Annotated in this window: 15 protein-coding genes and 1 CRISPR repeat array; of the genes, 4 read left to right on the top strand and 11 right to left on the bottom strand. The window is 68.0% G+C overall.

Features of this window, described 5'->3' with window-relative positions; translation table 11 throughout:
- Window positions 1-352: 352 nt before the first annotated feature.
- From guaA to DXK32_RS04580, 3 genes are all read right to left on the bottom strand, one after another.
- Window positions 353-1,903 (bottom strand): glutamine-hydrolyzing GMP synthase, encoded by a 1,551-nt coding sequence (guaA, locus tag DXK32_RS04590; RefSeq protein WP_114857460.1) that lies wholly within the window; start codon window positions 1,901-1,903, stop codon window positions 353-355.
- A gap of 35 nt (window positions 1,904-1,938) precedes the next feature.
- Window positions 1,939-2,496 carry a GNAT family N-acetyltransferase gene (locus DXK32_RS04585; RefSeq protein ID WP_114857459.1) on the bottom strand — a complete coding sequence of 186 codons (558 nt, stop codon included), beginning with the start codon at window positions 2,494-2,496 and terminating at the stop codon, window positions 1,939-1,941.
- Window positions 2,497-2,620: 124 nt separating this feature from the next.
- Window positions 2,621-3,643: a purine-nucleoside phosphorylase gene (locus DXK32_RS04580; protein WP_247876974.1), complete on the bottom strand. Its 1,023-nt coding sequence runs from the start codon at window positions 3,641-3,643 to the stop codon at window positions 2,621-2,623.
- A 428-nt stretch (window positions 3,644-4,071) separates the two neighbouring features.
- On the opposite strand from DXK32_RS04580, the gene DXK32_RS32935 reads away from it, so the two are divergent.
- Window positions 4,072-5,433: a hypothetical protein gene (locus DXK32_RS32935; RefSeq protein ID WP_247876973.1), complete on the top strand. Its 1,362-nt coding sequence runs from the start codon at window positions 4,072-4,074 to the stop codon at window positions 5,431-5,433.
- Between the two features lie 48 nt (window positions 5,434-5,481).
- On the opposite strand, the gene DXK32_RS04565 is transcribed toward DXK32_RS32935, so the two are convergent.
- On the bottom strand, window positions 5,482-6,828 hold the full coding sequence (locus tag DXK32_RS04565; protein ID WP_114857458.1) for an RsmB/NOP family class I SAM-dependent RNA methyltransferase: 1,347 nt from the start codon (window positions 6,826-6,828) through the stop codon (window positions 5,482-5,484).
- 330 nt (window positions 6,829-7,158) lie between these two features.
- Between DXK32_RS04565 and mltA the strand changes: the two genes are divergently transcribed.
- Entirely contained in the window at window positions 7,159-8,301 is a 1,143-nt protein-coding gene (gene mltA, locus DXK32_RS04560) for a murein transglycosylase A (RefSeq protein WP_247876972.1), read from the top strand.
- A gap of 13 nt (window positions 8,302-8,314) precedes the next feature.
- On the top strand, window positions 8,315-8,833 hold the full coding sequence (locus DXK32_RS04555; RefSeq protein ID WP_114857456.1) for a GNAT family N-acetyltransferase: 519 nt from the start codon (window positions 8,315-8,317) through the stop codon (window positions 8,831-8,833).
- 7 nt (window positions 8,834-8,840) lie between these two features.
- Here DXK32_RS04555 and DXK32_RS04550 read toward each other — a convergent pair whose 3' ends face one another.
- The gene (locus DXK32_RS04550) at window positions 8,841-9,089 is read right to left on the bottom strand and encodes a DUF1272 domain-containing protein (protein ID WP_205215645.1); all 249 of its coding nucleotides are present in this window, start codon (window positions 9,087-9,089) and stop codon (window positions 8,841-8,843) included.
- Between the two features lie 303 nt (window positions 9,090-9,392).
- Between DXK32_RS04550 and DXK32_RS04545 the strand changes: the two genes are divergently transcribed.
- Window positions 9,393-10,154, top strand: a complete 762-nt coding sequence (locus DXK32_RS04545) for a TrmH family RNA methyltransferase (protein WP_114857454.1) — start codon at window positions 9,393-9,395, stop codon at window positions 10,152-10,154.
- Window positions 10,155-10,239: 85 nt separating this feature from the next.
- On the opposite strand, the gene guaB is transcribed toward DXK32_RS04545, so the two are convergent.
- The 6 genes from guaB to cas9 all read right to left on the bottom strand — a co-directional run bounded on the left by guaB (window position 10,240) and on the right by cas9 (window position 18,733).
- Window positions 10,240-11,718: an IMP dehydrogenase gene (gene guaB, locus DXK32_RS04540; protein WP_114857453.1), complete on the bottom strand. Its 1,479-nt coding sequence runs from the start codon at window positions 11,716-11,718 to the stop codon at window positions 10,240-10,242.
- Between the two features lie 164 nt (window positions 11,719-11,882).
- The gene (locus DXK32_RS04535; RefSeq protein WP_114857452.1) at window positions 11,883-12,593 is read right to left on the bottom strand and encodes an RlmE family RNA methyltransferase; all 711 of its coding nucleotides are present in this window, start codon (window positions 12,591-12,593) and stop codon (window positions 11,883-11,885) included.
- Between the two features lie 14 nt (window positions 12,594-12,607).
- The gene (locus DXK32_RS04530; RefSeq protein WP_114857451.1) at window positions 12,608-13,636 is read right to left on the bottom strand and encodes a Ppx/GppA phosphatase family protein; all 1,029 of its coding nucleotides are present in this window, start codon (window positions 13,634-13,636) and stop codon (window positions 12,608-12,610) included.
- Between the two features lie 263 nt (window positions 13,637-13,899).
- A CRISPR array of direct repeats spans window positions 13,900-14,199; the repeat unit is 36 nt; unit sequence GTTGCGGCTGGACCCCGATCCCCCAGCGGCTACAAT.
- A gap of 75 nt (window positions 14,200-14,274) precedes the next feature.
- On the bottom strand, window positions 14,275-14,604 hold the full coding sequence (gene cas2, locus DXK32_RS04525; RefSeq protein WP_114857450.1) for a CRISPR-associated endonuclease Cas2: 330 nt from the start codon (window positions 14,602-14,604) through the stop codon (window positions 14,275-14,277).
- Entirely contained in the window at window positions 14,558-15,541 is a 984-nt protein-coding gene (gene cas1, locus DXK32_RS04520; RefSeq protein ID WP_114857449.1) for a type II CRISPR-associated endonuclease Cas1, read from the bottom strand. The genes cas2 and cas1 overlap by 47 nt, the downstream gene beginning before the upstream one ends.
- Before the next feature lie 3 nt (window positions 15,542-15,544).
- Complete coding sequence (gene cas9, locus DXK32_RS04515) at window positions 15,545-18,733, bottom strand: type II CRISPR RNA-guided endonuclease Cas9 (protein WP_114857448.1); 3,189 nt, start codon at window positions 18,731-18,733, stop codon at window positions 15,545-15,547.
- Between the last annotated feature and the right edge of the window lie 90 nt (window positions 18,734-18,823).

Here is an 18,823-nt window from a genome sequence, read left to right as displayed (position 1 = left end):
TCCAACCCGTTTCACACCCGCTGTCATCGAAGCCTCCCGAAATGGCATCGCCAAGGTTGATCTACCCCTCGATCACACCAATTCATCGGCACCCTGTCAAACAAAATCTACTTATTTAATAGATTTTAAGAATCAAAAGATACTATTCATTATTGTCATTTATCCGGTGGGCATTTGGAACGGCATCGCCCACAAGGGCGCTCAAGCCGCCTCCACCAGACGGTTCCGGGCGCCGTTCGCGCATGAAAAAGCCGCCAGGAGCGTTGCGGCTCCTGGCGGCTTTCCCCGGTCAGCCTTCACCGTCCGTGAAACGGCGAAAGACTTATGCCCTGACGACGGCGACCGCCGCGGATCACTCCCACTCGATCGTGCCGGGCGGCTTCGAGGTGATGTCGTAGACGACGCGGTTGACGCCGCGCACCTCGTTGACGATGCGGTTCGACACACGGGCCAGGAAATCGTGCGGGAACGGGTACCAGTCGGCGGTCATGCCGTCGGTGGAGGTCACCGCGCGCAGGGCCAGCACATGGTCGTAGGTCCGCCCGTCACCCATCACGCCGACGGTGCGCACCGGCAGCAGCACCGCGAAGGCCTGCCAGATCGCGTCGTAGAGGCCGGCGTTGCGGATCTCCTCCAGATAGACTGTGTCGGCCTTGCGCAGGATGTCCAGCTTCTCCGGGGTGATCTCGCCGGGAACGCGGATGGCGAGGCCGGGGCCGGGGAAGGGATGGCGGCCGATGAAGGCGGCCGGCAGGCCGAGTTCGCGGCCGAGCGCCCGGACCTCGTCCTTGAACAGCTCGCGCAGCGGCTCCACCAGCTTCAGCTTCATGCGCTCCGGCAGGCCGCCGACGTTGTGGTGCGACTTGATGGTGACCGACGGGCCGCCGGTGAAGGACACGCTCTCGATCACGTCGGGGTACAGCGTGCCCTGGGCCAGGAACTGCGCGCCGCCGACCTTGGCGCTCTCCTCGTCGAACACCTCGATGAACAGGCCGCCGATGATCTTGCGCTTCTGCTCCGGGTCGGTGACACCGGCCAGCTTGCCGAGGAACAGCTCGGACGCGTTCCGGTGGACCAGCGGGATGTTGTAATGGTCGCGGAACAGCGTCACCACCTCCTCCGCCTCGCCGGCGCGCATCAGGCCGGTGTCGACGAAGATGCAGGTGAGCTGGTCGCCGATGGCCTCATGGATCAGCACCGCGGCCACCGAGGAATCGACGCCGCCCGACAGGCCGCAGATCACCTTGCCGCTGCCGACCTGGGCGCGGATCTTCTCGATGGCCTGCTGCTTGAAGGCGGCCATGGTCCAGTCGCCCTTCAGCCCGGCGACGCGGTGCACGAAGTTCGACAGGAGCTGCGCGCCGTGCGGGGTGTGCACGACCTCCGGGTGGAACTGCACGCCGTAGAACTGACGGGCGTCGTCGGCGATGGCGGCGAAGGGCGCGCCGTCGCTGACCGCCACGGCCTGGAAGCCGTCGGGCAGAGCAGTGACGCGGTCGCCGTGGCTCATCCACACCTGCTCGCGCGAGCCCACATCCCACAGGCCGTCGAACAGCGCGCAGGTCTGCTTCACCTCGATGAAGGCGCGCCCGAACTCGCGGTGGTCGGAGCCCGACACGGTGCCGCCGAGCTGGTGGCACATCGTCTGCTGGCCGTAGCAGATGCCCAGGACCGGAACGCCCAGCGTGAAGACCACCTCCGGCGCGCGGGGGCCGTTCTCCTCGGTGACCGAAGCCGGGCTGCCCGACAGAATGATCGCCTTCGGCGCGTAGTCGCGAATCCGCTCCTCGCTCATGCTGAACGGATGGATTTCGCAATAGACGCCAGCTTCACGGACGCGGCGGGCGATGAGCTGGGTCACCTGCGACCCGAAATCGAGGATGAGAACGCGCTCGGCGGACATGGACGACAACCTGATGCGGGGGGACAAGCCCCTGACTACCGCATTTCGGGGCCCGTGGACAAGCGTGCAAGCGGCGCGAGGTCGCGCCAGCCATAGGCGATCTCCACCAATTCCTTCCCGGCGAAGCGGATCGGCCGCTCCGCCACGCGGACACCGCCCAACCGTTCGTAGAACCAGCGCGCCGGGTTGTCGCGCAGACACCAGACCACGGCGGTGCGTTTGCCGCCCTCCTGGAGCCGCTCGGCCATGGTCGCCATCAGGCGGCGGCCAAGCCCCAGGCCCTGCGCCTCGTCCAGCAGATAGAGGGCGTAGAATTCGCCCTCGTAGCCCTCGACGGGAATGCGGCGCCCGCCGTAGGTGGCGAATCCCACCACCGAGTCCGCGCCGTCCACCGCGACCAGGGCGCCCTGCCCCGGCCCATGCGCCTGGACGGCGTTGTGCCAGCGCATCGCCGCTGCGGCTTCCGACAGATTGACGAGATAGGTGTCGGGGACGAGGCCCGGATAGGTGGATTGCCATGTCGCGATATGGACCTTGGCGATGCCCACCGCGTCCGACGGGCGCGCGTCGCGAATCACCAGCGCTTCATCCATGGGACATCTCCGGACCCGTTGCCCACCCCAATGGAAACTGGGAGCCGGGCCGGAGGATGTCCAGTCAGCCAAAAGGGCCGGAACGGGGCGACGGTGGGCGGCCGCCGCCCCGCCGGCCTTCGGGTTACTGGGCCGGAAGAGCCGGAACGCCAGCCTGCCACTGGTCCCAGTGGGACACGATGTGATCGGTCATGCGCGCACCGACCAGCGCGACGTTCTCCACCGTCTCGGCAAAGCCGCCGGCGGTCTCGCCCGGCTTCGGGTCGAGATGCTCCAGCGTGGTTTCCTTGGGGTTGCCCTGGTCGAAGTTGACCGCGCCGCGCAGGCTCATCACCCGGTCGGAGCCCAGCGTGCGCTTGATGACCAGAGTGATCGCCGCGGCCTCCATCTCGGTGATGACGTAATCGTCGGCGCCGTAGAGCTTGGCGATGTACTGCGCCTGCTCGGACATGCCGGGGCCGTGGAAGAAGGTGTCGCCGGTCATGTGCGTGCCGGTGCCGACGAAGGGCGCGCGCCGGGCGGCGTCCTGCGGGTAGCGTTGGCGGTAGGCGCGGGCGCTGTCGGAATCCTTCAGCGGCGTGTCGCCGGTCAGCTTCATCGCCCAGGAGACCAGCGTCGGGTTCAACTGGAACAGGCGGACGGACTCGTAGCCCTTGCGCGGCATGAAGGTCGGCTCGCCCGGCTTGCCCTCCTCCGGCGCCCAGCGGTGGCCGAGATCGTAATCCACCAGCCAAGTCGCCCAGTTGACCTCGGCGATGGTGCCGCGCGACGGCGGGGTGCCGGCCACGCCGGAGATGATGAAATAGGCCTGCGACAGGTCGAGCTGCGGGTTCAGCAGAATCGCCTGCATGGACGCGGAGGAGCTGACCTTGCCCATGCCGAGAACCGCGCCGCAGACGCCGTCGGCGTTGCAATACACGGGGTTCAACGCGCCCTTCACGGCGATCGGCTCAGCGGACTGCCAGTAGCGCTCGTACCAGTTCTGGAACTCGCCGGCGCGGTCGCCGGTGTTCTTGCCGATCTCAAACATGGCGCCGACGAACACCTTGACCTTGACCGGCTCAGCCGCTTCGGCGGAGGTGCCCAGCCCCAGGAGAAAAAGGGCGGACAGGGCGGCGCTCCGCCAGCGGGACGTGTTCCACATCATTGCGCTCCAACATGCGGGGAAAGGTCGCACCCTAACCGCAAACCTCGCGGTATGACCCGCACGAAATCAGCAGGCCGGTCCGTGTGTCCCCGCATGAGTGGCAGCCCTCCACTCCACGTCCGTTCGGGTCACAGCACGCTCCCTTGCTGCCCCCTCACTTCCGCTCCCGAACAAACGGTTTCCACCCGTTCACTCCCACACGACACCACCATCGGCCTGCGGGCAAAACTTCATCAACGCAATGGACACGTTCACTTCTATTCCTGTCCAAACCCAATCAAAGAAGACACCATTCAATTGCAAAATTCTGCGCATTTCATACCCCGGTATACTTAGACTTATAATTATCGTTATTGATCCATTTATTGATTTCAGAGACCATGGAGGAGATAAGGAATCAATATGGGCGAAGACCGAGAGGCGGACCAATGGCCAATGGCACGATCAACACTTCCCTTCCTTTGTCGGCTACAGGATATTGGAAACCCATTCAGTCCGGCACCGGCTTCCCCGAGCATCCGGTTTCAAGCGCGGGAAGCAGCAAGAGCGCGGATGCCGTGTCCGTGAGCAAGCTCGGACAGGCGTTGAGTGGAGTTGCCGCCGATGTGTTCAAGCAACTCGACTCCAAGGCTCGCGGGATGCTGGAAGGACTCGTCAACACTGGCAAGATCAGCGCCGAAGACGCGGTGACAGGATTGAAATCGCTGGCGACCAAGGCGACCTTCAACCGCTACGTCTCCGAACGCCCCCGTGACGAGGAGGACAAGCAACGGCTCACCGACTCGGAGGCCGCCTGGCAGAAACTGCAGGCCTATGGCAGCCGGATGTCCGGTGCGCTGTCCGAGGTCGGGCGTAAGACCCAGGAGATTCAGGAGGCCCAGCAGCGCGGCGAAATCTCGATGGACGAGATGAACGAACGCCTGAAGCCGGTCCAGGACGCGTTCAAGGGCGAGATCGCGGCGGCCCGTGGCGCCTATGGAAGGCCGACCGATCAGACGGCCATACTCAGCGACGCCAGCGGATTCACGAAAAACATGCAGGGCTTCAAATCCGCGCTGGCCTCCATGGGGGATGACGCTGGCTTGGCGGATCTGTACGCGCCGGACGGCGAGACCGCCGAACAGAAGCTTCAGGAGCTTGGCTTCGACCGGAACATCTTCGGCAACGCGTTCCAGAAATTTGCGGAAACCGTGGACATTCCCGGCATCGGGCCCAAATCCGACGCCCCCTCATCGCCGCCCGGTCCGGAAAATCAGGCCGTCACGGACAAGCCGTCGGACATCGGCCTCACGCTCAAACTGGCCGATGCCCTGAAAGGGAACGCCCTGACCATGTTCAACGAAGCGCTGGGCGACGAGGACCGCCGGAAACTGGACGATGCCGTGCGCGCCGGTGCCCTGACCGGTGAAGACGTGGCAAAGGGATTGACGACACGCCTGAAGCGCATCGGCTTCGCACAGTCCGGTGTCGATGTCGCCACCGTCGATCTTGATTCGGAGGCCGCCAACCGCGCTCTCAGCGGAGCGCTGCTCCTTCAGCGCGGCCAGCGCCGGCCCGACACGCCAGCGCAGCCGGACCATTCCCCGATCCGCGTCGACAAGCCGTCGCCATCGCCCTCCCCGGAAACCAGCCGGGACGCTCGGGCCAGCGCCTATTTCCTCGCCATCGACGATGGCGGCGACGATGCGTCGAAGAAGATCGCCGATCTCGGCATCAGCCTGAGTCCGTTCGCCGCCTTCGGCGACGCCGTCCGTCGTCTGATCGGCAAGGGAGCCTTCGATTACCGGTAGACCCGGGGGCGTCATGCCACACCGTGGCTGGCGCCGCGTGGCGTCCTGTCACTCGGGCGTTTCTTCGCCCGCCGTTTCCGCCGGCTCCTCCTCCGCCTTGCGCACCATCACGGCGGCGAAGAAGCCGTCGGTGTCGTGGCGGGCCGGGGTCAGGCGCAGGTAGGGCCCTTCGGCGGGCGGGGTGCCCGCGCCCTCCTCCGCCCAGACCTCGGCGACCGGCAGCACGGTGAAGTCGGGGTGGGTCTCCAGGAAGGCGGCGACCTGATTCTCGTTCTCCTCCGGCAGCAGGGAGCAGGTGGCGTAGACCAGCCGCCCGCCGGGCTTCACCAGACGGGCCGCGCTGTCCAGGATGTTCGCCTGGAGCGGCACCAGTTCCGCCAGGCCGGGGCCGAGTTGGCGCCAGCGGCTGTCGGGGTTGCGGCGCCAGGTGCCGGTGCCGCTGCACGGCGCGTCCACCAAAACGCGGTCGAACTTGCGCTTGTGGCGCTTCACCCAGGGGTCGCGCTCGCTGGACAGCGGGTGCGCCTCGATGTTGTGCAGCCCGGCGCGGCGGAACCGCTCGGCGGCGCGCTTCAGGCGTCCGGCCAGCACGTCGCAGGCGACGACGCGGCCCTTGTTCTTCATCAGCGCGGCGATGGCCAGCGTCTTGCCGCCGGCCCCGGCGCAGAAGTCCACCACCTGCTGCCCCGGCTTCGGCGCCACCGCGATCGCCACGAGCTGCGAGCCCTCGTCCTGGATCTCGACCAGACCGTCCTTGAAGGCGTCGACGGCGCCCAGCGGCGGGCGGCCCTGGACGCGCAGGCCCAGCGGCGACCACTGCGTCGGCGTCGCCGTGATCTGGGCGCGGGCCAGCGCCTTGATCGCGCTCTCGCGGTTGGCCTTCACCGGGTTGATGCGCAGATCGAGCGGTGCCGAGTCCAGCAGCGTCTTCATCTCCACCGCGAAGCGGTCGCCCATGGCGGCGCGCATCGGCTCCTCCGCCCAGGGCGGGCACTCCACGGCCACGCTCTCCGGCATCTGCGGATGGTCCAGCGTGTGGGTGTCCAGCTCGTTGGCGAGCTTCGCCTCCTCCGGCGCCAGCGGGTCCGGGGCGAACTTGGAGGAGCCGAACAGCGCCTTCACCGTCGCGGCGGCCTTGCCCTCGGCCAGGATCTCGTTGGCGAGCGCGCGGGCGCGCGGGGTCGGCGGGTGGCCCTGACGTTCCAGCCACCAGCACAGCCGGGCGTGCCGGCGCAGGATCGCGTAGGCCGTCTGCGCCACCGCGGTGCGGTCTTTCGACCCGATGTAGCGGCGGGCGCGGAAATAGGCGCTCATCACCGCGTCGGCGGGGCGCGGGGTTTCGTCGATCTCGGTCAGCAGGTCGATGACCGCCTGAAGGCGGGCGGCGGGGGTCATGGGATGGTCCTCGGATAGATTCCCTGCTCGATAACCCGAGCGGGGGGCGGTTGTCATCCCCCGCGCACGCGCGGCAGCCTTTCGAGTCGCTGTCTTTCGAGTCGCTGTCTTTCGAGTCGCCACCCCAGGCGCGCGCCCTGTGACAAGACGGCCCGATCGAAACCATCCGCGCGAAGAGCGGTTGACCGCAATCCCATGATTGAGGCAAAAAAGGGGTGGTTGTTCTTGCCCCGGCTCTCTTGCGGGCGGCAAGTCCAGCGCTCCCTCTTCTTCGGCGTCTTCTTGAAATCTGGTGCGGGGTCCGCGATGACGGCTGCGGTCGGCAGTGTCATGGCGCGTGCGTTGGCGCGCGTCTCCACCCTTCTTGCGTTTGGCCTGCTGGCGGGCTGTGCGGGCGACGCGGCGACCGGATCGGGACCGGGCGGCGGCGTCACCGCGGCCTCATGGCGGCCCGGCATGGAGAAGGTCTCGGCGGATTTCCGCGGCCTGCCGGGCTGGATCGACGACGACCACGCGCAGGCCCTGCCCGCCCTTCATCGCACCTGCCGTTGGGTGGCCTCGCAGCCCGCCGGCAAGCCGCTCGGCCCCAATCCCGCCGCTGGCACCACGTCGGACTGGCGCCCGATCTGCGAGGCGCTGCGCGGCCTGCCCGATGCCCAACCCGAGACGGCCCGCCGCTTCTTCGAGGATCACTTCACCCCCGTCGTCCTGTCCGAGGGGCAGGAGGGGCTGTTCACCGGCTATTACGAGGTCGAGCTGCGCGGCAGCTGGACGCGGACCGAGCGCTACACCGTCCCCCTCTACAAGGTGCCGAAACGGACCAAGCGCGGCCTGCCCAGCCGCGCCCGCATCACCGACGGCGCGCTGAAGGGCAAGGGGCTGGAGATCCTGTGGGTGGACGATGCCATCGACGCCTTCTTCCTGGAAATCCAGGGGTCGGGCCGGGTGCGGATGAGCGACGGGTCGGTGGTGGCTCTGGGCTATGGCGGGCAGAACGGCCATCGCTACGTCCCCATCGGGCGGCACCTGATCGACATCGGCTACGCCACGCCGGAGCAGGTGACCATGCCGCTGATCCGCCGCTGGCTGACCGAGCATCCCGGCGAGGCCCGGCGGGTGATGAACATGAACCCGTCCTACGTCTTCTTCCAGATGCGCCCCGACGTCGGCGCGCGCGGCGCGCGCAACATGGAACTGACGGCGGGCCGCAGCCTCGCCGTGGACCCGGGCTACGTCCCGCTGGGCGTGCCGCTTTGGCTGGACGTGCGCGAGGCGCCGGTGCCGCAGGGTGAAATCAAGCGCCTCGTCGTCGCCCAGGACACCGGCGGCGCCATCAAGGGGGCGGTGCGCGGCGACCTGTTCTGGGGCCATGGGGCGGAAGCCGCGGAGGGCGCCGGCGTGATGAAGGCCAAGGGCCGCTACACGATGCTGGCGCCGCGCACCACCTCCTTCACGCTGGCGCAACGCCGCTGAGGTCTGGCCGCCGATGCTGGTACGATTGCCGGAGTTGCCCGACCGGGAGGCCGCCCTCGCCGCGCTGGAGGACATCTTCTTCCTGTCCACGCTGCGCAAGGACTTCGCCTCGGCGGAGGAGCGCGCGGCCTTCTTCCGCACCTGGACGGGCTGGTATGTGGAGCGGGCGCCGGACGACCTGTGGTTCGCCGTGGCCGAGGACGGCGCCATCATCGGCTATCTGACCGGCTGCAAGGACAGCGCCGCAGCGGTGGACCTCGCCCGCATCATCCCGAAATACGAGGTCTTCGCCGACCGCTTCGCCGCCTTTCCCGCCCATCTCCACGTCAACGTCCGGCCCGGCTTCCGCGATCATGGGATCGGACGGGCGCTGGTGGACCGCTTCGCCGAGGACTGCCGCGCCGATGGCCTGCCCGGCCTGCATCTGGTGACCGGGGTGTTCGCGCGGAACGTCAGCTTCTACCAGCGCGCCGGCTTCACCGCGGCGACCCAGCGGGGACCGCTGCTGTTCCTCGGCCGGCGCCTGGATTGAGCGCCGTTCAGAAGGCGGGCGGGCAACCGCCGGCCTTGAGCACCCGCTGCGTCGAGGCCGGGTTGTTGACCAGCTTTCCAGCCGGGCGGATGGGCCGCCGCACCAGTTCGCCCCCGCAGTTCGGACAGTGCCCCTTCAGCACCCCATCCCGGCAGTCGCCGCAGAAGGTGCATTCGAAGGAGCAGATGTAAGCATCGCGGGAGTCCGGGGGCAGATCCTGGTCGCAGCATTCGCAGTTGGGCCGCAGCGCAAGCATGATCGGCGTCGCCTTTCCGTGGGTTCACGATGATAGCAGCGGCGTAGCGGCGGGAGAAAGGGCTGTGGCCGCAGGGCTTCCGCGTTTGAAGCTCCCTCTCCCCTCTGGGGAGAGGGCTGGGGTGAGGGGGTTGCACTTTTGCCGGACGTTCCGCTATGCGGAACCCCCTCACCGCCCGCTTCGCGGGCACCCTCTCCCCAGAGGGGAGAGGGCTATGAAGGCGGATCGGCCTTCCCAACGCGGCGCCCCGCGCCGTAAGGTCCACGACCACGACGACCGCCCGCCCTGGAAAGCCTGCCCCGCATGACCCGCCCGCCGCGCCTGATCGAAAGCCCGCAGAATCCGCAGTTCAAGCTGTGGGAGTCGCTGCTGGAGAGCCGCGGCCTGAAGAAACAGGGCAAGTTCCTGCTGGCCGGACTGAAGACGGTGCCGGAGGCGCTGGCCCGCTGGCCGGAGCGCTTCTCCACCCTGCTTCTCACCGATCCGGCGCAGGTCGAGGGCTGGCGCCTGCCCGCCGGGCTGGAGATCGTCCAACTGGCTCCCGCCCTGTTCCGCACGCTGGACGCTCCCGGCACCGGCTTTCCCCTGCTCGTCGGCACGGTGCCGGACACGCCGTCGATCGACCTGTCGCGACCGCCGCAAGGGCTGGAGCTGATCTGCGCGCTCGGCGATCCCAACAACCTCGGCGCCCTGCTGCGCAGCGCCGCCGCCTTCGGCGCCCGGCGGGTGATCCTGCTCGACGGCGCGGCCCACCCCTACCATCCCAAATGCCTGCGCGCCGCGTCGAACGCCCAGTTCGAGCTGACCCTGCTGCGCGGCGGCCGGTGGGAGGACGTGCACCGGTCCGCCGGGCCGCTGGTCGCGCTGGACGCCGGGGGCGCCGACATGGCGGCCTTCCGTTGGCCGCGCGACGTCCGTCTGGTGCTGGGCGAGGAGGGTCAGGGCGTACCCGCCGCCCTGCCCGTCCAGCGCCTGTCCATCCCGACCACGGGCGCCGTGGAATCGCTGAACGCCACCGTCGCGGCCAGCGTGGCGCTGTTCAGCCACTTCGCCGCCAACCGCTGACGGAGAAACGCTGAAACCCGGACATGAAAAAGGCGAGGGGACCGTCCCCTCGCCTTTTCGACCCTTACCCCAAAGGAGCGCCCGATCAACCCTGACGGTAGTTCGGCGACTCGTTGGTGATGGTGATGTCGTGGACGTGGCTCTCGCGCAGGCCGGCGTTGGTGATGCGGACGAACTCGCACTTCGTCTGCATCTCGGCGATGGACTGGCTGCCGGTGTAGCCCATGGCCGCGCGCAGGCCGCCGACGAGCTGGTGGATCACCGCCGACACCGGACCCTTGTAGGGCACGCGGCCTTCGACGCCTTCCGGCACCAGCTTCATGGTCGAGACTTCCTGCTGGAAGTAGCGGTCGGCCGAACCGCGGGCCATGGCGCCCACCGAGCCCATGCCGCGGTAGCTCTTGTAGGAGCGGCCCTGGTAGAGGATGACCTCGCCGGGGCTCTCGTCGGTGCCGGCGAACAGGCTGCCCAGCATCGCCACGCTGGCGCCCGCCGCGATGGCCTTGGCGAGGTCGCCCGAGAACTTGATGCCGCCGTCGGCGATCACCGGGATGCCCATCTTCTCGCAGGCCTCGACCACGTCCATGATGGCGGTGAGCTGCGGAACGCCGACGCCGGCGACGATGCGGGTGGTGCAGATCGAGCCGGGGCCGATGCCGACCTTGACAGCGTCCGCGCCGGCATCGACCAGCGCCTTCGCCGCCTCGGCGGTGGCCACGTTGCCGGCGATCACCTGGGTGTAGTTGGACATGTTGCGCGCGGCGCGCACCTGATCCAGCACCTTCAGCGAATGGCCATGAGCGGTGTCGACCACCAGAACGTCGACGCCGGCGTCGAACAGCGCCTCGGCGCGGCGCAGCCCGTCGGAGCCGGTGCCGGTGGCGGCGGCGACGCGCAGGCGGCCCTGGGCATCCTTGCAGGCGTTGGGATAGGCCTGGGCCTTCTCCATGTCCTTGACCGTGATGAGGCCGATGCAGCGGTGAGCCTCGTCCACCACCAGCAGCTTCTCGATGCGGTGCTGATGGATCAGGCGCTTGGCCTCGTCCTGGCTGACGCCCTCGCGCACCGACACCACGTCCTTGGTCATCAGCTCGCTGACCGGCTGGTTCGGGTTGGTGGCGAAGCGGACGTCGCGGTTGGTCAGGATGCCGACCAGCTTGCCGCTGCCGCGGGAGTCGCGGCTTTCCACCACCGGGATGCCGGAGATGCGGTAGTCGGCCATGAGCTGGAGCGCGTCGGCCAGCGTCTGGCCCGGCGTGATGGTGATCGGGTTGACGACCATGCCGGACTCGTACCGCTTGACCTTGCGGACCTCCTCGGCCTGCTGCTCGATGGTCAGGTTGCGGTGGACCACGCCGATGCCGCCGGCCTGGGCCATGGCGATGGCGAGGCTGCTTTCGGTCACCGTGTCCATCGCGGAGGACATCAGCGGGATGCCCAGTTCGATGGTCTTGGTCAGGCGCGTCCGGGTGTCCACCTCGTTCGGCAGGACCGAACTTTCGGCCGGAACCAAGAGGACGTCGTCGAAGGTCAGAGCTTCGCGGATCGTGGACGAGCGGGCCATCGGCGGTCTCCCGGGAGATAAAAAGGGGCCGGAAAAAAATTTGGCGCACTATACACAAGACCGTGGGCTTGTGAAGGCGCCTGAACCACAAACTGTCGTGTGCCGGGCCTCATCCGCGCAAGCCAGCCATGACCTGCGCGAACGGACCGCAGCCGGAGGTGGACCTAATCGTTCGCGTTCGCCCCACGGAAACCGGTGGCGACCACATAGGTTTCGGAGGATTCGGCGCGGCTGGCCGGCGGCTTGGCGTGGCGCACCGTGGCGAAATCGCGCTTCAGCCGCTCCAGCAGGGACTTCTCCGCCCCGCCCTGGAACAGCTTGGCGACAAAGGCCCCGCCGGGGGCCAGCACCTCCTCCGCGAAATCGTAGGCGGCCTCGGCCAGCGCCATGATGCGCAGATGGTCGGTGGACTGGTGCCCGATGGTCGGGGCGGCCATGTCGCTGAGCACCACGTCGGCGGGGCCGCCGAGCGCTTCCTTCAGCCGCTCGGCGGCACCCTCCTCCAGGAAATCGGCCTGCATGGTGGTGGCGCCGGGCAGCGGGTCCATGGGCAGGATGTCCAGCCCGACGACCTTCCAGCCCTCGCGCCCGGTCTGCACCTTGTCCACCGCCACCTGGGTCCAGCCGCCGGGGGCGGCGCCGAGGTCGACCACGCGCTTGCCCGGCCCCAGCAGATGGAACTTCTCGTCGAGCTGAAGCAGCTTGAAGGCGGCGCGGGAACGGAAGCCGCGCTTCGTCGCCTCGTGCACGTAGGGGTCGTTCAGATGCCGCTCCAGCCAGCGGGCCGAGGAGGTGGTGCGCTTGGCCGCGGACTTCACGCGGACGGTGGCGCGGCGCCCACCCGGCGTCGAGGAGGACGGAGGCTTTCCAACCATGGTCTTACATTTCCTTAATAGATTTGCCGCGTCGACCCGATCAGCTCCACGAGGATGCCCTCGCGCAGGCCGCGATCGGCGATGCGCAGGCGCTCCACCGGCCAACAGTCGCACAGCGCGTCCAGCACCGCGCATCCGGCGATCACCAGATCCGCGCGGTCCTGTCCGATGCAGGGATGCCGCGCCCGCCCGTCGAAGTCCAGCGCGACGAGGCGTTCGATGACCGCGCGGGCGTGGTCGATGCGCAGAAAGCTGCCATCCACCGCCCGCCGGTCGTAGCGGCAGAGGCCGAGATGCACCCCGGCCAGCGTCGTCACCGTGCCGGAGGTGCCGAGCATCTGCACCTGCCCGGCAAGCACCCGTTCGCGGATGCCGTTGCGCGCCTCGAAGGAGGCGATGGCCGACGCCACCTCCTCCACCATGCGGCGGTACATGGCGCGGTCGGCGTCGGCGCCGCCGAACTGCTCGGTCAGGCCGATGACACCGCACTGGATGGACGTCTGGTCGAGGATGCGCAGCGGCCGCCCCCGCTCCACCGCCAGCCACATCAGCTCGGTCGAGCCGCCGCCGATGTCGAAGACCACCGCATGGGGCACGTTCGGATCGAGCAGCGACGCGCAGCCGGCAAGCGCGAGGCGCCCCTCCTCCTGGCTGGAAATGATCTCGATGGCGATGCCGGTTTCCCGCTCCACCGCGTCGATGAACTCGCTGCAATTGCGGGCGCGGCGGCAGGCCTCGGTCGCCACGGCGCGCGCGGCGGTGACCCCGCGCCGCTCGATCTTGGACTCGCAGATTTTCAGGGCGGCGAGGGTGCGTTCCATCGCCAGATCGGACAGTTGATCGTTGCGGGTCAGCCCTTCGCCCAGCCGGACGATCCGTGAGAAGGCATCGATGACGCGAAAACCACCGGGAATTGGCCGGGCGATGAGGAGGCGGCAATTGTTGGTGCCAAGGTCGAGTGCGGCGTAGACCGGGCGCGCAGGGGCAGACGAGCGCAACCGTCCGGTGTCGTTCTGCCGCTCGCTGTGCACCTGAAGGTCCACGTCTCCTCCCCGCCATGCTTAAGGGAGTCATCTTAACCCGGTTTCACGTCCCAGTGAAAGCCCACGATTGGTCTTGAAATGGGTCAACACGCCTGCGTTGGAATTGCCCCGGCTGGGTCGCTCAAGCCGTTCGCGATCCTGGCCATACGGTCAACCGCAAGCGTGTGGCCCGGCCGATGCCCGGCGCCGGATCCGGTGGGGCGGGTTTGACCCGGATCCCCAGCGGCTACAATTGGCGACTCTCTCCGCCGCCCCCACGGCACGTTGCGGCTGGACCCCGATCCCCCAGCGGCTACAATAAAGCTCGCGCTCACCACCGTCGATGGCGAGTTGCGGCTGGACCCCGATCCCCCAGCGGCTACAATGTCCCACGGACGGGGTTGTGAGCGGAGACGGTTGCGGCTGGACCCCGATCCCCCAGCGGCTACAATAGGTTCCAGAGACAGGAAGCGCACCGCGGCGTTGCGGCTGGACCCCGATCCCCCAGCGGCTACAATCACCGCGGCGTCGTCATGCCCCTGTGCCGTGTTGCGGCTGGACCCCGATCCCCCAGCGGCTACAATATATCCCCGAATAACGCATTGAAATATATGCGTTATTCGGGGATTTTCGTGGACTCAACTCCGCAAATCCTTCTGCTAAAACAGCTTGAACTGCTCATAACGCGCAGCGGGTTCATGCTTTGTCCGCGCTTCCAGGCACACCATCGTCTGATATTGCCGGTCGGTGAAGGTCAGGATTTGCACTTTTCCCCTTTTCGGGACATTCGTCCGGATGCGCCCGATTCGCGCCTCGACCTGCGGGGCGCCGGCGCAAAAGCGCAGATAGACGCTGAACTGCGACATCTCGAAACCTTCATCGAGCAGAAAGTTTCGAAATTTGGCTGCCGCCTTCCGGTCGGCTTTCGTCACCGTGGGCAAATCAAACATCACCATCATCCACATCAGGCGATACGCGCTGAGTGCCATGCGCGCCCTCCTTGCGAGTGTGCGGGGAGACAAGATCGAGCGGCAGCGGCGACAGCGGCAGGTCCAGCACCGGCCGCTCGCCCAACAGCAGTTGCGCCAGCGAGGACGCCAGCCGGAACAGGCAGGTCCCCAAGGGGGTGACGCCGGCTTCCGTCCGCAGATCCTGCACCAGGATGCCGGCCAACACGCGCTTGGTGTCCCGATCCACCTCCAGGCGCCCTTCGGCGACGAGGCGATGGACCAGGATGTCGACCAGCGGCCGAAACGGCTCCAGCAGATCATCGACAAGGCACATGGGGTTGGAGCGGTTGGAATGTTTCAGACCGAGCGTCGGGTGGAGGCCGGCCGCCGCCACCGCCCGCGCCGTGCCGCCCCGCAGGACGGCGTAGCCGTAGTTCAGCAGCCCGTTGATGCCCGGCTCGTCGCTGTCGCGCCGGAAATCCGGGCCGAACAGCAACGGCCAGTAGCGGCGCGCCGCCTGCGCCTCGATGTTCTCGGGATCGCCCGACCGCATTCGCCGCGCCAGCTCGACGAAGGCTCCGGCCGGCTGACCCAGCGCCTCCAGCACCGCGCCCTGATTGCGCACCTTGGCCCGTGCGATGGCCTGCCAGAGCCGGTTCCTCAAGGCATCGGTGATTTCCGCCTGCGCCCGCATCCGCTGGGCCTGGGCATGATGCCCGTCGACCGGCCACAGGATCGCCGCCGGGCTGAAGTTGCGGCCGCACAGGACGACCACGCAGTCCCGCTCCAGCAAGGCCAGCAGCAGGTTGCTGGAATAGGTCAGCCCGTGCGCGGTGCCGATCAGAACGGCGATGTCATCCAGGGGCACCCGGCCGATTTCTTCGCCGCGAGTCGAGACGACCATGAATCCCCGGTCGAGCGACAGGTGCCGCCCGTCCTCCGCCACTTCGATGACGATCCCCGCCGCGCTTGCCATCGTTCACTCCATCGGGCCCTTGTCGTGGACGTAGCCGAGCAGATCGACACCGGCCGGGCGTGCCTGTCCCTTGCGCAGCGCATCCGGGGAGAAGGTCCGGTACTTGAAGGGATCGCCCGGATCGGCGTCGCGCTCCTTCAGGTTTCCGGCTTCGTGATGGGGCGCCAGCACGATCCGCCCTTCCGAGAACTTGACCACCCGCATGATCTGGCGATCGGGGGCAACGCCCAGCGCCAGCAGGTCGCCCTTGAACAGCCGGAACAGCGGCGTGCCCGCGTCGCCCGCCACCCGCCGGGCCGCCCAGTCCAGGAAGGGGCGGCCATCCTCGGCCCGCGCCGCACCGGTTTCCGCCACCCACGCCCGGTGAAGCTGGTAGGCCTCGTGGGTGCTGACGATCCGGCCGGTCCAGCGCCCGCGCCCGTCGCGCAGGATCTCGTACCAGGCGTTGCTGTCGCCCTTGTAGAGCTTGAACACCGTTCCGGCGGGATCGCGGACCGGGACGGGACTGCCCAGCTTGTCGAGCATCCGCACGCGGCGCACCGTCCCGTTGGTCCATTCGAACCGGCTCATCGCCTCGGCGAAGCTGCGGCCCTGCGCCGCCTGTTCCGCGGCGTGGGCTTCCAGCGCCGCCGCCAGCTTGCGGTCGCGGATGTTCGGCAGGTCCTTGGCGGTCAGGCCGGCCAGCGGCTTGCGCGTCACCACCAGATGGGTGCCGTCCGGCTGGACGCCGACCGGGCCATAGGCGGTGTCGTTGTGCATCCGGGCCTGCCAGCCATGCTCCGCCTTGTGCGAGACGATGATGCCGCGCACCTTGTCGCGCACCTGATCGCCGAAGGACGCGCCGCCCAGCCCGTCGAACGGATCGGGGAGGCCGTCGAACAGGCGCTCCAGCTCGTTGACCTCCGCCCGCTCCGCCGCCTTGGCCACCAATTGGACGAGCCGTTGGTCGATGACGCCCAGCACCGCGGCGTCGATGGCGTGATGGCGATGGTCGCCCCGGTTCTTGAGGTTCGAGTCCGACAGGATCTTGTTCAGCCCCCAGCGCGCCCGCAGCATGGCCGTCAGCCGGCCGGGCGCCACCCGGACCTTTTCCAGCGGCAGGATGCTGCCGAGATACTGCCGGGCGATGCGCGACAAATGCCGGGTTTCGACAAGCTGGCGGGCCAGGAAGCCCCTCTCGCCGTCGAAGCGCTCCATTGCGTCGGGCAGGAAGCGCCAGCGCTTGTTCCGGGGCAGCAGCGCCGCCCGCTCCGCGATGGCCTCCCAGTCGTAGCCGTCCACCGGAACGGCGCCGAACGCCTCCCAGGGCGAGCGGTTGCGTTTGAACCGGTTGGCGGCGCGCAGGCAGACGATCTTGTTGTCGGCGCCGTCGCTCAGCGTCTTGCTGAAGGGAAGAATGTGGTCGATGTCCACGTCAGCGCTGAACAACTGCTTCATGCTGATCGGTTGGCCCGTATAGACGCAGACGTTGGCGATGCCATGCTTCGGCAACTCCTCCCACAGCCGCATGCGCAGGAGCGACTCGGCCTTCACCTCGACGCCGAGTTCCCGGATCTTTTCCGCCCGCTCCTCGTTCTTGCGTTGGTTCTGCGCCTGCTCCCGCTGGGTCCGGTCGCGCTCGTCGCGGCTCTGCTTCAGATCGCGGGCCAGTTCGACGACGATCTCCTCGGGCTTGCCCCAACGCTCGATGATCTTGTTGACCAGTTTGCGCAGCTCGTTCAGGCCGATGTGGACGGTCGGGTTGGGGAAGCGCCCCAGCCGCAGTTCCGGCGGATCGCCCGGCTCGCCGGTGCCGAAGGCGATGAAGCGCTCCAGCGGCTCGCCGTAATAGGGCAAGGCGTCGAGCAGCCTTTCCGGCCGGAAGTCGGAATGGTGGAGGCCCAGCGCCTCGACGGCCTCGCTGTAATTCAGATGGCGGTCGCGCATCAGCGGGACGACCTCCTCAAGCGCCTTCTCGCTGAGGCGGCAATAGCCCTCGGGCAGGCCCGGCCGTTCCGCCGTGAGCGTGGCGACCTCCCAGCTCAGGCCGAGTTCGGACACCAGCCAGGCGGCCAGTTCCCCCTCGTCCTCGCTGTCGAGCAGGCGGCCGACGATGGCGCGCTGGCGGTCCGGCGGCAGATCGTGCCACGCCGCGCCGATGCGCCGCCTCTTGCCCTTCTCAGCCGACAGCGCATCGGCGACGGCGTCGCCCTTCAGGCGGTCGCGCTTGCCGTCCTCCAGGTTGATCGCCACGCCGGGCGGCAGCTTCAGGTCCTTGGCCAGCGCCTTGAAAGTGAGGTCGCCCTTGCGGCACAGCCGTTCGAACAGGCGGGTGGTCTGGTCGGGCGTCAGGCCCCAGGGGATGTCGCCCGGCCGGTTGAAGCGCAGGTTGGCGAGTTCCGTCAGAATGCGGAATTGCTGGGCGATGGGCAGCGCCCAGGGTGCTCGCTCCTCCGCCGGGAAGAGGGTGCATTTGCCGGGCCGAACCGGGCGCAGGGGGCGCTGGTGGAAGATGATCGCCTCGATCCGGTCCCACTGCGCCGGCGACAGATCCGGATGGTGCGGAGCCTGCGCGGCGCGGATCGCCTGGAACTCCTCATGGACCAGGGCGCGGTCGGGATAGAAGCCGTAGAAGGCCTTGGCGCCGCTGCCGGTCAGCCGCGCCCGCACCGGCTGGCGTTTCGCGTGCCGCGCCGCGAGCCACGCCCCCAAGGTTTCCGCTCCGCTCTCCTGAAGCTGGGCCTTCAGGGCGGAGACGCCGGTCTTGACCTTGCCGGCCTCCGATTCGTCGCCGGCGGCCTTGCGGTTGCTCTTGAAGCCGCGTCGCTGGTTCAGGTGGAACAGGGCGCGGCCGAGTTCCGGCGCCGGCAGAGGCTCCGCCACGGCGCGCGCCCGCAGCGTGTAGGGATCGGTGTGTTCCAGGGCCTTGCGGGCATCCTCGTCCGCCGGCATCAGGCCGCCGGCGACCAGCGCGGTCATCAGGACCGAGCGCCGCCGCAGATAGCGGTCGCGCCGCCGCCGCATCGAACGCGCCAGCCGGCGGTCGGCGGCCAGCGACTCCTGGGATTTGGGATCGCGACCGTCGGGGAAGATCCGCACGCCCATCCGCCGCACCGCGCAAGGCCGCCCATCGCCGTCCAGATCGAGCAGGCAGAAGCCGATGCTGTTGGTGCCGAGATCCAGGGAGAGGCGGTAGCGGAGACGTTTGGACATGGCGGACTTCCCCGAAAGAGCGATAATTCTGATAAATTATTCTCCTTAGGGAGGAAATTGCCATGGCAACCGTTTTTAAAGTCTATTTTT

Source organism: Azospirillum brasilense, assembly GCF_003349955.1.
GTDB lineage: Bacteria > Pseudomonadota > Alphaproteobacteria > Azospirillales > Azospirillaceae > Azospirillum > Azospirillum brasilense_B.
The sequence above is the reverse complement of the archived record's forward strand: the minus strand, read 5'-3'. Positions and strand labels throughout refer to the sequence as shown.